Source organism: Saccharopolyspora sp. ASAGF58, from assembly GCF_012277335.1.
Lineage (GTDB): Bacteria > Actinomycetota > Actinomycetes > Mycobacteriales > Pseudonocardiaceae > Saccharopolyspora > Saccharopolyspora hattusasensis.
Genome location: NZ_CP040605.1, coordinates 6,595,194 through 6,609,304, shown reverse-complemented (window position 1 = coordinate 6,609,304; position 14,111 = coordinate 6,595,194). Strand labels below are relative to the sequence as shown.

General features: G+C 67.0%; 11 protein-coding genes and 2 pseudogenes. 7 read left to right on the top strand and 6 right to left on the bottom strand.

Annotated features, from left to right (window positions below):
* The first annotated feature begins 127 nt into the window (after window positions 1-127).
* Together FDZ84_RS31010 and FDZ84_RS31005 are read left to right on the top strand one after the other, a co-directional pair.
* Window positions 128-2,047: an integrase gene (locus tag FDZ84_RS31010; RefSeq protein ID WP_168588766.1), complete on the top strand. Its 1,920-nt coding sequence runs from the start codon at window positions 128-130 to the stop codon at window positions 2,045-2,047.
* Window positions 2,044-2,466 (top strand): hypothetical protein, encoded by a 423-nt coding sequence (locus tag FDZ84_RS31005; RefSeq protein WP_168588765.1) that lies wholly within the window; start codon window positions 2,044-2,046, stop codon window positions 2,464-2,466. Before FDZ84_RS31010 ends, FDZ84_RS31005 begins: the two co-directional genes overlap by 4 nt.
* 131 nt (window positions 2,467-2,597) lie before the next feature.
* On the opposite strand, the gene FDZ84_RS40200 is transcribed toward FDZ84_RS31005, so the two are convergent.
* Together FDZ84_RS40200 and FDZ84_RS31000 are read right to left on the bottom strand one after the other, a co-directional pair.
* A complete protein-coding gene (locus FDZ84_RS40200; protein ID WP_256413591.1) occupies window positions 2,598-2,720 on the bottom strand; it encodes a hypothetical protein in 123 nt (40 codons plus the stop codon).
* Between the two features lie 430 nt (window positions 2,721-3,150).
* Entirely contained in the window at window positions 3,151-3,681 is a 531-nt protein-coding gene (locus FDZ84_RS31000) for a recombinase family protein (RefSeq protein ID WP_256413784.1), read from the bottom strand.
* Between the two features lie 284 nt (window positions 3,682-3,965).
* Here FDZ84_RS31000 and FDZ84_RS30995 point away from each other — a divergent pair, with 284 nt between their 5' ends.
* Complete coding sequence (locus FDZ84_RS30995) at window positions 3,966-4,376, top strand: RidA family protein (protein ID WP_168588764.1); 411 nt, start codon at window positions 3,966-3,968, stop codon at window positions 4,374-4,376.
* A gap of 45 nt (window positions 4,377-4,421) precedes the next feature.
* Here FDZ84_RS30995 and FDZ84_RS30990 read toward each other — a convergent pair whose 3' ends face one another.
* Window positions 4,422-7,382, bottom strand: a complete 2,961-nt coding sequence (locus tag FDZ84_RS30990) for a Tn3 family transposase (RefSeq protein ID WP_246868554.1) — start codon at window positions 7,380-7,382, stop codon at window positions 4,422-4,424.
* 215 nt (window positions 7,383-7,597) lie between these two features.
* On the opposite strand from FDZ84_RS30990, the pseudogene FDZ84_RS30985 reads away from it, so the two are divergent.
* Together FDZ84_RS30985 and FDZ84_RS41160 are read left to right on the top strand one after the other, a co-directional pair.
* Window positions 7,598-9,712: pseudogene (locus tag FDZ84_RS30985) on the top strand (Tn3 family transposase); the annotation flags it as partial.
* 106 nt (window positions 9,713-9,818) lie between these two features.
* Window positions 9,819-10,701 (top strand): annotated as a pseudogene (locus FDZ84_RS41160) (Tn3 family transposase).
* A 127-nt stretch (window positions 10,702-10,828) separates the two neighbouring features.
* On the opposite strand, the gene FDZ84_RS30980 reads toward FDZ84_RS41160, so the two are convergent.
* Window positions 10,829-11,407 carry an SMI1/KNR4 family protein gene (locus FDZ84_RS30980; RefSeq protein WP_168588763.1) on the bottom strand — a complete coding sequence of 193 codons (579 nt, stop codon included), beginning with the start codon at window positions 11,405-11,407 and terminating at the stop codon, window positions 10,829-10,831.
* 35 nt (window positions 11,408-11,442) lie between these two features.
* Here FDZ84_RS30980 and FDZ84_RS30975 point away from each other — a divergent pair, with 35 nt between their 5' ends.
* Window positions 11,443-11,973 (top strand): hypothetical protein, encoded by a 531-nt coding sequence (locus tag FDZ84_RS30975; protein ID WP_168588762.1) that lies wholly within the window; start codon window positions 11,443-11,445, stop codon window positions 11,971-11,973.
* Between the two features lie 41 nt (window positions 11,974-12,014).
* Here FDZ84_RS30975 and FDZ84_RS30970 read toward each other — a convergent pair whose 3' ends face one another.
* Together FDZ84_RS30970 and FDZ84_RS30965 are read right to left on the bottom strand one after the other, a co-directional pair.
* Window positions 12,015-13,178: a recombinase family protein gene (locus FDZ84_RS30970; protein WP_210435227.1), complete on the bottom strand. Its 1,164-nt coding sequence runs from the start codon at window positions 13,176-13,178 to the stop codon at window positions 12,015-12,017.
* A gap of 8 nt (window positions 13,179-13,186) precedes the next feature.
* Window positions 13,187-13,474, bottom strand: a complete 288-nt coding sequence (locus tag FDZ84_RS30965) for a hypothetical protein (RefSeq protein ID WP_168588761.1) — start codon at window positions 13,472-13,474, stop codon at window positions 13,187-13,189.
* A gap of 63 nt (window positions 13,475-13,537) precedes the next feature.
* Between FDZ84_RS30965 and FDZ84_RS30960 the strand changes: the two genes are divergently transcribed.
* Window positions 13,538-14,011 carry a hypothetical protein gene (locus FDZ84_RS30960; protein WP_168588760.1) on the top strand — a complete coding sequence of 158 codons (474 nt, stop codon included), beginning with the start codon at window positions 13,538-13,540 and terminating at the stop codon, window positions 14,009-14,011.
* Window positions 14,012-14,111: the final 100 nt, after the last annotated feature.

The following is a 14,111-nucleotide window of genomic DNA, read 5'->3' as shown; positions in this document are numbered from 1 at the left end:
CCCCTCGCTGACCTGCGGATCTTGGCTTGGCACCGCTCGCTACGCCGACCCCGCCTGGCCCCTCGCCTCGCTGACCGAGAACCCAAGTGTCTGCAAGAGGACGATCTACTGGCGCCGGTGTCCCGCAGTGTTTCAGGAGGAGATTCGGCTGGCGTCCTGGAACCTGATCAACGGCCAGTTGCGGCCCACCTATCTGAAGAACTACGGCACCAGACTTCGGGCCCGCATCAGTCTGGGAGCGATCGACCAGGCCATCTCGGAGTGGTTCAAGCTGGCCACATGGCTGGAGGGGCGGGGCATCTACCGTCTCGCCGATTGTGACACGGACGTCCTGCATGACTACGGCGAACGGTGCCGAGACTCAGGGGTCGGGCGACAACAGGTCTACAAGATCCTAGGCATGCTGACACGACTGTGGGCGTTCGACCAGCTCAGTGCCCGTCCGAATGGGATCGGCCGACCACCATGGGAAGAGGCGGGTGTCGATGACTATCTCCCCGCCGCGACCACGCTCGGTGGGGAGAACGAGACCGAACCGCTGGCTGAGGAGACCATGGGGCCGCTGCTGGTCTGGGCGATGCGCGTGGTCGACGACCTGGCGGAGGACATCCTCGCCGCCTGGACCGAACGGCAACGCCTCACGGACATAGCCCGCACCAGCACCGCCACCGAGGCTGGTGCCGCCGCACTCCGTGCCTACCTTGGTCCTCTCGTTGCGGCCCAGGCGCCGCTTCCGGCCACCGTCTACAAGAACAAGATTGGACTGGCTCGCCGCTACATCGGTGGCATCACGGGAGCCTCTGCCAACCAGATCGAGAGGTTCAGCGTCCGCGAGGGGTTGGTAGCCGCGGTGGCGCAGCGGCCTGGGCCTTGTCCGCTCAATGTTGCGGTGAGCGGCCGGATCGCCGGAAAGCGGTGGCGGTCGATGATTGACTTCAACGAGGCCCCGACGCTGATGCGGCACCTCACGACAGCCTCGTTCGTTGTCTGTGCCTACCTCACAGGCGCCCGCCCGGGTGAGATCCTGGGCATGCGGTCCGGGTGCTGCCCTGACCCGATGCCTGATGCCGACGGCAAGGTTGGTCGGCACTTGATCCGCAGCAGTGTGTTCAAGACCGCCGTTGACGAGTACGGCAACCACAAGTCGTCCGGAGTGGAACGCGACGTGCCGTGGGTCGCGATTCGTCCTGTCGTCAACGCCATTCGTGTGCTGGAGCGCATGGTTCCTGAGGGAGCGCTCCTGTTCGACCATGACGTTCACGACACCATGTCGCGGCCAGGCACAGGGTCGCTCAAGACGGCCACACTCGGAGGCCGGATCGAAGCATTCATTGCTTGGGCCAACGCCCAAGCAGCTACTCACGAGCTGCTCGGCGAGGCCATCGCACCCGATCCGAACGGCGCGATCGGGACCGCCCGGTTCCGGCGCAGTCTCGCGTGGCACGTCGCTCGTCGGCCGAACGGCCTTGTCGCGCTGGCCATTCAGTATGGACATCTTCGAACGGCCGTGGCTGGTAGTTACGCGGCTCGCAGTCGGGGCGGGATCCAGGACCTGATCGACATCGAGACCGCTCGCGCGGTCGCTGACACCGTCGCCGATCTCCACGACGACCTGGAAGCCGGTGGAGGCATGTCTGGTCCGGCCGCCCACCGGGCGATCAAGGCCGCCGCGACCGCACCCCGCTTCGCCGGCACGGTCATCACCGCCACCACTGCACGGCGGCTGATTGCGAACGAAGACGCCATGATCTACGACAACCCGCACGCGCTACTTCTCTGCCACTACAAGCGTTCCACCGCACTCTGCCACCGCGACGGGGTCAAGGACACGCCCAGTCTGGATCACTGCGTCCCGGGCTGCGGCAATATCGTGCGCACCGACCAGCACGCCATTCAGCTCCGCGAGCGCGCTACTGCCATGGACACCCGGGCCGCCCGGGTTCCCGGTCCGCTGGGCGAGCGGCTGCGCGGCAACGCCGACAAGCTTCGGGGCTACGCCGACGCCCACGACCGCACCCGCATCACCCTGACCGAGGACGCCGGATGAACCCCACGCCCGACGAGCGAGTCCGGATCCGCGCCGCGATGGACCGCATCCTGTCCGGGACCGCTGAACACTCCAACGGCGCGCTCACGATCGTCGCCCTGGCCCAGGAAGCCGAGGTCCCCCGAAACGCACTCACGCAACGCCACACCGACCTGAAAGCCGAGTTCTACACGCGGGTAGCCGAGCGCGGGGCGCCCTCGGAGGTCGAGAGCCGACTGCGGGCCACCATCACCGCACTGAAGAAGACGATCGCGAACAAGAACGCCGAACTCGCCCAGCTTCGGGCCGACGTCCCCGCCCTTGTCCGGGCGGTGAATCAACTCACCCTGGAGAACCAGGAGCTGCGCGAAGCCCTGGCGAACCCCAGCGCCGAGGTCATCCCGATTCGGGGACGGCGGTCGCGCCACGTCGAGGATTGATCGCGCTTGCAGCCTGCTGCGGGCACACCTCCGACGACTCGGACTTGTGCCTCCATTTCAGTCTCGGCCATGCGCCGAGGGCCGACCATGGCGGCTGCCGCAGGTTGGGCGGGGAGCATGGCTTCAAGATCTCAACACGCTGACTTGACAGGGAACAGCATCGCCGAGAAAACCTGCTCCTCCGGCCGCAGCAGCGACACCCCGTCCACCAGATGCAGACTCGCCGCACCCGGCACCACACCGATCGGCCTCACCGGCCACCACCCTCCGTCACTCGCATAGGACGCGATAAAACCGCATCCGATGCGAGTCACCTAGAAAACCGCAGGACAACCAGCCAAAGGAGTGATCATGGAAGCGGTGGATCACCACCGAGCAAGGCCGTAAAGTCGTCATCACCGCAGGCCCGGACGCTGGTCAGATGCCCAATCGCAGTCGACTGCGGCGAGCATCGCAAACTGTCGCGAATTCGCATCTGATGCAATTGGCGGCAGATGGAACATCGGAACGAAAACTGGCGCTAGCCCTGAAGTTGCTGGTCGGCGAGCTGCGGGCGCACCGCCTCGAAGATTAATTTGTGATCCGCAGCACACGAGTGGTCGCCGAAAATCGGGCGGATTTGGTTGACCAGCGATGACGGCCCAGGACTCCCGAAGCTACGGCCAGGGGACATGTAGCGCGGGATCACGCAGTTGGGCCTGATGAGGGGGTTTCCTTGCTGAGGTGGCGGTAGATGGTGGGGCGGGTGACGCCGAACTCGTCGGCGATCTGCTGCACGATGTAGCGGCGTTTGCCGTCGTCGTCTTTCTCGTCGTACATCTGCCAGGCGAGTTTCACTTGCCTGGGGCCGAGTTTGGGCTTCTGGCCGCCGGTGCGTCCGCGCGCCCTGGCGGCGGCCAGGCCGTCCATGGTGCGCTCGGAGGCCAGCGCGGCCTCGAACTCGGCGACAGCGCCGAGGATCTGAAAGAACATTCGGCCGATGGCGGTGGAGGTGTCGATGCCCTGGTCGAGCACCACCAGGTCGATCCCGCGCCGCTGGAGCTGCTTGGACAGCTCGATCAGGTTCTCCAGGGAGCGGCCGAGCCGGTCGAGCTTGGTGACGACGAGCTGGTCGCCCTCGCGGGCCACGAGCAGCGCCTTGTCCAGCTCGGGCCGGCGGGCGAGCTTGCCGCTGGCCTTGTCGGTGAACACCTTCTCGCAGCAGGCCGCGCGCAGGGCGTCCTATTGGGCTTGGGGGTTCTGGTCGCGGGTGGACACCCGCGCCACGCCGATCCTCATGCCCGGACCGTATCGCCAAACCCCGACAACGTGACGTTGCCGCGTGCACGGCAAGCGTTACAGATCCCACCTGCGGGAACGGCGATCTCGGCGAGTTGTCACGCGGACGGTCTTTTGCGGACGTCTCCACGCGGGCGCAGATGCGCGCTCATGCCGATGTGCGAGCGTTGCGTGGTCAAAATCGCGTGTGGATTGCGGTGTCGCCGGGCATGCTTGTCCGCATGCCCTCGAAGATCACTCGCGTCAACCCTGATCAGCTGCACACGCCACCTGGATACCACCACATCACCGTCGTCGAGGCTGGCCGGACGGCCTTCCTGGCCGGCCAATGCCCAATCGACACGGCGGGCGCCCTGGTCGGCGAAAGCGACATCAACGCCCAGATCGACCAGGTCGTTGCGAACGCGATGATCGCGCTCGGCGCGGTCGGGGCCGGGCCGAGTGACGTCGTGCGCACGGTGGTCTACGTGGTCAGTAATGACGGGTCTGTGCTGGGCGCGGCGTGGGAACGGCTGACGCAGTCGCCTCTCGGGTCGGCTTTCACCACTGCGAGCACATTGCTGGGGGTCGCACAACTCGGGTTCCGTGGCCAACTGATCGAGGTCGACCTCACAGCAGCGTTGCCAGGATGACAGGAACGCACTCATCTGCCGCGTAGAGCGCATTGGCCGCTTGACCTATGCCGCCCTCGCGTCTAGGTCCAGGCGCTTGCTCATGTCCAGCCGGAACCGCCCATACGGGTTCACGTGGGTCCAGAAGAGCGCGCTGAGCGCTCTGCGGTCCTCGGCGGTGAGCCGGCTCTCCCACGCAGGATCGTCCAAGACCCGTTGCACCAGCAGGGTGTTGATGAACACGAGGCTGCTCTGGAGCAGGTGGAGCGCGAGCATCGAGACCTCGACGTGCTCGCGGTCGGCGCCGGTGAGCACGCCGTCCTTGCCGTAGAACACCACCTCGTTCGCGGAGTTCCAGTTCTCCACCACCTGCAACCCGGTGTGGATCTCCCTTCTGAGTTCTTCCGACGCCAGGTAGTCGCAGGCGAAAATCGTGCGGACCGCGCGCCCCAGCTCCTCCAACGCGAGATAGACGGGGTTTTTCGGCCCGCCGCCCTTGGTGAAGCGGCGCAGCACCTGCTCGGCCTCGGCGGTCCCCAGCCGCAGGGCGGTCGCGTACTTGACCATCTGGTCGTAGTTGCGCTCGATCAACTCCCAGTCGATCGGCCGGTTCTTCACCACCCGCTCCATCCTCGGCCAGGCCGCTGGCCCGTCGTCGGGGCTGTACAGCCGCACCGACCCGATGTTCTTCAACCTCGGGAGCAGCTTGAAGCCCAGCAGTTCGGTGAACGCGAACCCGACCACGCTGGCGCCGTGCGTGTCGGTGTAGTTGGCCTCAATGTCCGCGTCTGTGCAGTGCCGCAGCAGGCCCTCGACCATCGCCGCCACCTCCGACGACGAACAGCTCTTGGCCTGCGAGTAGATACAGACCCGCCCGCGCTCGACGTGCCAGTAGATCATGATCCCGCCCGACCCGTACCTGGCGTGGAACTGCGTCATCACGTTGGAGTCCCAGGAGCCGAACCGCTTCGAGTCGCTGGCCGTGGCCGTCGCCTCGCCCCACCACTTCGGGTCACGCTCGGCGAAGGTCGCGTTGACCACCCGGACGATGGCCCGGCGCAGGTTGTCGCGGGTGACGTGGCTGGCGCGGACCCGCCGCAGCGCGGCCTCGTCCTCCTCGTGCTCCCCGGTGGCGGCCATCTGCCGGATGCCCATGTTCGTGCCCAGCGCGAACAGCGCCAGCAGCAGCCGCCGGCGCAGCACCGCCTTGGGCAGGGCCTCGCGGGTGGCCACCGACACGAACTCGTCAGTGAAGTCGATGAGGAAGTCCGCGTCGCGCAGGCTGTCCAGCAGGTCGATCGTCCCCCAGCGCCGCTGGACCTCGGCCTTCAGCGCGGCGAGGTTGGCCGGCTCGGGCAGCTTCTCCAGCTTCGGGACACTGGTCCACGGCTGCCCGTTGCGGGTGACCACCCGGACCCCGCCCGTCTGCCCGGCCGCCATCGCCGCGTCCAGGCGGTCCAGTGCCTCGCGGTGCCGCCGCTTCACATCGGCGGTGAACGCCTTGGCGTCCAAGGCTTTGCCCAGCGCGGCGTAGTGCACGTCCCGGTTGTCGTCGAAGTCGCCGGGCAGGTCCTCGTCGGGGTCGCGCCACCGGCCGGCCCCCTCCACCCACACCTCGCGGCGGCGCAGGGCCTCTCGCAGGCTGATCAGCACGCACAGCTCGTACGGCACCCGCTCGACCCGGCCGTTGGCCGCGTCCACAACCGCCTCCAGCCAGGCTTTCGGCACCACACCCATCGGCACCTTCTCGCCCTTGGCGAAGCACTTCTGGTCGGCGGGGACGTCCTTGTAGCGGGCGAGCAGGCCGATCGCGTCCATCACCGGCCGGAACGCGGTGTTGTTGCACCGGAACCGCAACGCCCCCAGCAAAGGGGCGAGCACCCGCCGGTAGTAGTGCGTGTAGGAGCCGCGCAGGGACACCCGGACCCGCTCCCGCCAGGCTTTCTCGGTGGCCATCAGCTCCCGCGCGAGCTTGCGCAGCGTGGCCTCCCCGCCGGGCACTGCCGGATACACGGCCTGCCGGACGGTCTCGTCGGGCTTGTCCAGGGCGGCGTTGACTAGCTTCGAGTAGATGCACTTTTTCCCCTGCATCGGCGCGAGGCCGCCGATCAGCTCCTTCTCCACCCGCCGCTCCGCGCGGGCGTTGATCCGGTGGATCAGCCCTGTCAGCAGCTCGACCAGGCCGTCGGTGATCTCCGTCTGCCGCGTCCAGCACAACGCGGCCAACAGCGTGACCTGGACCGGCTCCGCGCACGCCTTGAAGTCCGAGGGGAACATCCGAGCGGCCCGCGCCCGCCACGCCCCGACCAGCCGGCTGGACGTCTCGGCGAACAGGTCGTCGGGCAGGCCGAGCGCGTTCACCGTGCCCAGCTTGCCGATCTCGGAGAGCAGCGTGTCCAGCCCCAGCGCGCCGGGGTCGGCCTTCAACTCCGCCAGCAGCCCCTCCTCGTCCACCAGCCCGGCGAGCCGTTTGCACACGCTCGGCCCCAGCTTCGCGGTGGTCTCGGCGGCGAACGACTCCTCGTGCCGCCGCAGCGCCGAGCCGACCAGCCGCTCCACCTGGCCCTCGGCCGGCGGCTCCACCTTCTCGCTGCGGCACCGCCGCAGTAGCGCCTCCACCAGCCTGTCCCGGCGTGTCTCTACCGGGCACACCTCGGCCGCCAGCCACCCGGCCCACCGCTCCTCGTCGGCCTCCGTGGGCGTGCGGGTGCCGAAAGCATCCCGGATCTGCCTGCGGTGCCGCTTGATCTGCCGGTCGGTCCAGGAGTACTTCGCGAACGCCCCCGGCTCGACCCCCACCAGCCCGGCCACGTACTCCACCGCCGCGCCCGGAACCTCCTCCGGGTACGCCGGGAACCGGCCCTCGATCTCGTAGAACTTCAGCAGCAGCGCGAACCCTAGCCGCGTCGCCCGGACTTGTTGCCCACCAACTCCTGATCGGCCTCGACCAGGGGTCCAGGACTCGATCAGATCCTCGGGTAACCACTCTCGCCGCACCCGCCGGACGTAGGCACCCCACCCCGTCACCCAGTTCAGCTACCGCCCGCCAAGGCCACCACCCATGCGGGAGCCAACACCATCACCGCAGGCCCAACTGCGTGATCCCGCGCTACATGTCCCCTGGCCGTAGCTTCGGGATTTCCGGGCCATGACGGGGTGCCGGGGAGGAAGCTGTCACCAGCCGCAAACGGGCGGGAGTGCCTGGGCACGGCCGTGTCGTGGTGCGGGAGTAGCGTCCACGCGTGGCGCGGAAGATCGATGACGACGAGCTGATCGAGCACTGGACGCTGGTTGGTGACGAGTTAGGGCAGGTTGCCGGTAAGCGTGGCCCGACACGCCTGGGCTTCGCGCTGTTGCTGAAGTTCTACACGCGGCATGGCCGGTTCCCCCGCAGCCGGGGCGAGCTGCCGGACGCGGCGATGGACTACGTAGCCCGCCAGGTCAAGGTTCCCGCGACGGAGCTGGCTTCTACGACTGGGACGGCCGCACGGTGGAGTATCACCGTGCCCAGGTCCGCAAGTTCCTCGGGTTCCGCGAGTGCTGCCGACGCGGAGAAGCTGGCCGTGTGGCTGGCTGAGGAGGTCTGCCAGGCCGAACACCGTACCGACCAGGTGCGCGAGGAACTGCTGAAGCACTGTCGTGACGACGGAATCGAGCAGCCGGCACCGGGCCGGATCGGCCGGATCATCGGCTCCGGACTGCGCCAGGCCGAGAAGACCCTCGTGGCGAAGGTGTCCGGTCGGATTCCGCCCGAGGTGGCCGCGCGGATGACCGCACTGATCGCCGAGGCAGGCGATAACGAGGACACCGGGCCGGGCGAGGAAGTCGGGCGGGCACTGTTCGCGCTGATCAGAGCCGATCCGGGCAACGTCAGCCTGAACACCACGCGGGAGGAGATCGCCAAACTGACCGTGATCCGCGCGATCGGCCTGCCGGCCGGTGTGTTCGCCGACATCGCGCCGGAGGTGCTGGGCTCCTGGCGGGACCGGGCCGCGGTGGAGACCCCGAGCCACCTTCGAGAGGATCAACCGCAGGAGATCACGCTGACCCTACTTGCCGCGTTGCTGTACTGCCGAGCACGGGAGATTACCGACACGCTGGTGGATCTGCTGATCGCCACGGTGCACAAAATCAACGTCCGCGCCGAGCGGCGGGTGGTGGATGAGTTCGTGGCCGACCTCAAACGGGTGTCGGGCAAGGAGAACATTCTGTTTCGCATCACCGAGGCCGCCGTTGGCGACCCGGACGGAGTGGTGCGGGACGTGGTGTTCCCGGCCGCCGGTGGGGTGGGCACGCTGATGGACCTGCTGGCCGAGTACAAGACGAAGGGCAACGCGTTTCGTCAGCACAAGCAGCGAGTGTTCAAAGCCTCCTACACCAACCACTACCGGGCCGGGTTGATCGAGCTGATCGACGCGCTGGAGTTCCGCTCGCACAACACCGTGCACCGCCCGGTGCTGGACGCCCTGGAGCTGATCAAGCGGTATCGCGTGGAGACCACCCACGCCACCCAGTACTACGCGCGCGGCGAGCACGTGCCGGTCGACGGGGTGATCCCCGCTGACCTGGCCGAGCTGCTGCACCGGGTCGACAAGCGCGGCCGGGTGCAGCGCACCGTCTACGAGTGCGGCGTGTTCCAAACGCTGCGGGAACGGTTGCGGTGCAAGGAAATCTGGGTGGTCGGCGCCGAGAAGTGGCGCGAGCCAGACGAGGACCTGCCGGCGGACTTCGAGGCCAAGCGGGCGGAGAACTACGCGGCACTGCGCAAGCCGGCCAACGCCGATACGTTTGTGGCTGAGTTACGGGAAGAGATGCACGCCGAGCTCACCGCTCTGCACGATGCCCTTCCCCAGTTGGACTGGTTGGACTTCAAGGCCAATCGCAAGCAAGGCGCGATTGTGCTGACCCCGTACGACGCCGCGCCCGAGCCGCGCAACCTGCGCCGACTGAAGCAGGCGGTACGCGCCCGGTGGGGTGTGGTGCCGCTGCTGGACATGCTGACCGAGGCCGCGCTGCGCACCGGCTGCCTGGCGGCGTTCACCCCGGTGGGCACCCGCGGCGAGATTGACCCAGCGGTGCTCGCCGAACGGCTGTTGCTGCTCATCTATGCCTACGGGACCAACACCGGAGTTCGGGCGGTAGCGGCCGGCGACCACGGGCACAGCGAGGACGAGCTGCGCTACATCCGCCGCCGGTACATGACCATCCCGGCCTGCCGGGAGGTGGCCCGCGTCATCGCCAACGCGACCTTCGCCGCCCGCCAGTCCTGGTTGTGGGGCGAGGGCTCCACTGCGGTCGCATCCGACTCGACGCACTTCACCGCGTTTGACCAGAACATCTTTACCGAGTGGCACTCGCGGTATCGGCGCGGCAAGCGGGGTGTGTTGATCTATTGGACGGTGGAGGCGAAGGGCTCGATGGCGGTGTCTCCTGCTGGTTTGGGCGGCGTCGGAGGTGCACGCGATGGTCGAGGGCGCGATGCGCCACGGCACCGACATGACCATCGAGTCCAATCATGTGGACTCACACGGGGCCTCGTTCATCGGGTTCGGCATCACCAGGCTGTTCGGGTTCGACCTCATCGCCCGATTCGAGCAGATCCACCACATGAAGCTGTACCTGCCCGACAAAGGCACCGGCGAGGCGTACCCGCTGCTGGAGCCGGCGCTGACCCGTCCGATCCGATGGGATCTGATCGGCCAGCAGTTCGATCCGATGATCAAGTATGCGACGGCGATCCGGCTGGGAACCGCCTCGACCGAGGCGATCCTGCGGCGGTTCACCCGCGATGTCACCCACCCCGCCTACGCGGCGATGCTGGAACTGGGCCGCGCCCAGCGCACGATCTTCCTCGCCCGCTGGCTACGCGACCGTGACCTCCAGCGGGAGACCACCGCCGCGCTCAACGTGGTGGAACTACAACGGGGTCAACGACTACATCCACTTCGGCAAGTCCGGGGAGCTGGCGTCCAACCGCCGCGAAGAGCAGGAACTGTTCATGCTCTGCCTCCACATCCTTCAGTCGAGCCTCGGCTTCGTGAACACCCTGATGATCCAGGACGTCCTCGCTCAACCCGAGTGGGCTGACGTGCTCGGCGACGCCGACCAGCGCGGTCTACCCCCACTGTTCACCTCGAACATGACGCCCTACGGGGATAGATATCCAGCTCGACACCAGCCGCCGCCTGGCCATCGGCGACATCACCGACCAGCGGCCAGCGGAACCTGCCGAATCCGCCGAGGAGTAGCAGCAGCGGCCGGGTCTCGAAACCAAGGTTCCGCGACAGCGGCATCTCTCCGCAGGTCAAAGGCTCGACGGGGCCGCGGTACTACGACTGGGTCCTGATCACCGACTCCATACCGTCGAGTGAGCCTCCGCACTCCCGCCCTATCACTGCCGCCGCGAGTCCAGTTGGGCCCACTTGACGCCACGGTGCGCGTGTGCTCGCCAGCCGTTGTTGTGCCTGCTCATGTCAATCGGCGTCCAATCGCCGAGCCGCATCCAACAGCAGCGCACCAAAGTTGTCGTAACGATCATCATCAGGACTGCTGCCGTCGCCGGTAAACCACTCGTACGCGGCCCACTCACCGTCCTCCGCCGCGGCCTCGGGATACAGCAGCAGCCAGCAGACGCCGGGACCGCCATCGTCTCGTGCGATCAACAAGCTCCGCTCGAACATCTCGCGATTAACGTCGTCAATGCCGAAGCTCCAGGCTTCCACGAGGTCTGGGTCGCGTTCGGGAAGCCACCCGATCTCGTCCACGTTGAGCAGATCGACATGGTCGACATAGCCAAAGCCGTCGCTAGCCATCAGGAAGTTCCGGTACGTCGGCGGCAGTCGAGTGCCGAGCCGCTCTTCAGCGGCCACGATGGCGTCCGCACTGGCCGGCTCGTAGCCGATCCATCCCTCACGTTGGACGTGACTCCTGACGAACGTTCCGGCCCCGTTCTTCTCGATCACGCGCAGCGAACTCGAGTTGTCCAGGAACTTCGAACTGTAGTCACGCAGGAACGTGCGCCACTCGGTGATGCTGAAGGGCCGAATGTCCACGTTTGAACTCCTCTGACAAGCATGCTCGGCACGGCGTGTTCTATGAGATCAACAGGCAGGCTCCACTCCTGGACACGCCGGACAAGTCAGCCCAAGTTCATTCAGCCTCGTGCAACGATAGCAAGATACAGGCCACATCGATCAAACCGCAGGAGCGGTCTCGCCAGGCCAGGCGGGAAGAAGTCGAGTTCCTGTTCGCCCGTGCGATGTTCTTCGCCGAGGTCATCCTGCAGGTGGTGCCCCGCCGCAGCCACGCCGCCGAGGCGGGGTCGCAGGCGATCTCCCGCGACCGATTGGCCGTGCACGCCGGCGAGCTGACCAGTCCGGCGGGGAAACCATCCGTGCGGCGCTCGACGCCGTGCTGCGCCTGTCGCAACCAGACCCGCAAGCTCTTGCCTTTGGCCGATCTCGCCGACCAGTTCGCGCGGCACGCGGAGGACTTGCAGTCCACCACGACAAGCAGGCCGACGCGCCGGGTGCGGCGTGCCCGGCTACGCGCACCGCGCGGACTCCGACGAACCGGCGGCCGTATGACCAGCATTGATCTGCTCGTTTGCGGCTGGTGACAGCCTCTTCCCCGTCACCCCATGACCTGGCCCGCGGCTGGCTATTCGGTTTCCGGGGTCTGGAGTACCTGGTTTTCGATGCGCTGGCGTAGGTCGGTTTCTTCGGGCGTCAGCGGTTCGCCGGGGCGCCGGATGCGGGCGGGTTTGGGTCTGGTCGGCAGGTTGTCGTCCGCTGCGGTTTCTTCGGCTTCGGCGAGGGCTCGGTACAGCGAGGCGACAGAGGGGGATTTGCCCGCGTTCTTGCCGGTTTTGGTGGTGAGTTTCTTCGCGATCTCGCCGACGGGGACGCCCTTGGCCTTCAGGGCGAGGGCGAAGGTGAGCGAGTCGTCGTCGACGACCTTCGGCCGGCCGCCGTGGTTGCCTTTCGCGGCGGCGGCCTGCTGGCCTTCGAGGGCCTCTTCCCGGATGTAGTTGCGGTCGAGCTCGGTGCCGACCGCGAGCACCGCGAAGAGTATCGAGCCCGCTCCGCGCGGGTCGTAGATCCCGGTCAGCGGCCCGGTGAGCATCTCCAGCCCGATTCCGCCGGCCAGCAGCTTCGCCGACAGGGTCATCAGCTTGGCGGCGTTGCGGGCGAGGCGTTTCATCTCGTGCACGGTGAGCACGACTTGCTGACGCGGGGCGGCCTGCTTGATCTCGTGGGCGAGGGCGAGGACCTTTTCGAATTCGGGCCGGATCTTGATCTGGGTGCTGATCTTCTCCGAGAACACCCGCGTGCACTGTGCCCGGGCGAGCGCGTCGAGCTGGCTCTGCAGCTCCTGAGTAGCAGAGCTGCAACGGGCGTAGCCGATCCGGATCGGACCGTCGGTCCCGATATCGTCCGGCTCGGGTACAGGGGCCAGGTGCCCGGGTTTCGGCCCAGGACTCCCGAAGCTACGGCCAGGTGCAAAGTAGATCGTTGTAGCTGGTCGGCTGACGTGCCATCCGCTGTTCCAGCCGGGGAACTTCTCGGTGAATACCGCGAATTCGAGGTTCAGGGTGTGGGCGGCTGGGGCGAACATGGCCGTGTAGTCCGGGTCGGGTGAGTACAGCGTCCATCGGCGACCGTGGGCGTCGATGACCAGAAGCAGTCCCCATTCCTCGGGCACATGACCGGCCAGCTCGACGAGTCGGTAAGGATTGGGCAGGTGGGTGTGGCGGATGCGGCCGAGTCCCGCGATGGTCATCGGGAAGGCCGGTTCGCCGCGTGGCCACCGCCAGCGCCTCATGCGCGCGGTCACTGCTGCTGGTCCACGGTGCGGCCGGAGATGGCGGTGGCGTCGGTGAGTGCGTCGTCGACCCAGTGGATGAACTTCAGCGGGGAGCCGTTGAAGTGTTCGCGGACGCGGGCCTGGATAGCGCGCACGTCGTGGCCGGGCAGGAAGTCGCGGTCGGTGTTCTCGCCGCAGCCGCAGGCGCAGGACCTGTAGAGGAACTGCTTTTCCTCGGGTAGTTCGCAGTATCCGACCGGGTTCTGCGATCCGTTGACGACGGGGTCGGGTTGGCCGAGCCAGGCATCGCGCACCGGATGACCCACAGGCAGTGCGGTGCCCCCCATGGCGCGCGGTCGCCATGGGCAGTCACACCGGTGAGCTCGCCGATGGCGCGGATGTGGCCTTCGCCGACGATGACGGCGAAGCGCTGCCTGCTGGCCTTCTCGGCGTTCATCCGCCACACCCCCGGCCCGCTTCCGATGCCTCTGTCTCTGAATCCGGTTGCCAGACGGCCGAGGACCTGCCAGTACATGATGCCGCTGTACAGACTGAACCGGGATTTCAGCAGTGAGGGCAGCTTGTGCAGGACCGGTGGCATCTGCGCCGGCGCGTGCTGCAGGTACCAGAAATGTGCCCACCGCAGCACGACCGCGCGGCGCAGCCGCGCGGTCGTGGAACGCTTCCCGCAGCCGCACCCGAATCTCATCGGTCGGCCAACTGACCATGTCCATGCCAGCCTCGGCCGGGCTGCCGAGATCGAGCGCATCGGCCAGGATCGGGCGAATATGCCTCTGAACTGCGTGATCATCAGGAGTGATCACGGACAGTTTCAGCTTGAACACCGGTAGCCCAGGTGTGCGACATGGCTGGGTAGGCTGCTGCGCTGACGATCTTGTGGGGCTTAGCTTCCAAGATCGTGTCTAGGAGATGCATTTACCCGTAACGCCG

What these genes read in the sequence shown, in the direction of transcription:
- FDZ84_RS31005 (WP_168588765.1), top strand. Translation starts at nt 2,044, where the DNA reads ATGAACCCCACGCCCGACGAGCGAGTCCGGATCCGCGCCGCGATGGAC.
- FDZ84_RS30995 (WP_168588764.1), top strand. Translation starts at nt 3,966, where the DNA reads ATGCCCTCGAAGATCACTCGCGTCAACCCTGATCAGCTGCACACGCCA.
- FDZ84_RS30970 (WP_210435227.1), bottom strand. Translation starts at nt 13,178, where the DNA reads ATGAGGCGCTGGCGGTGGCCACGCGGCGAACCGGCCTTCCCGATGACC.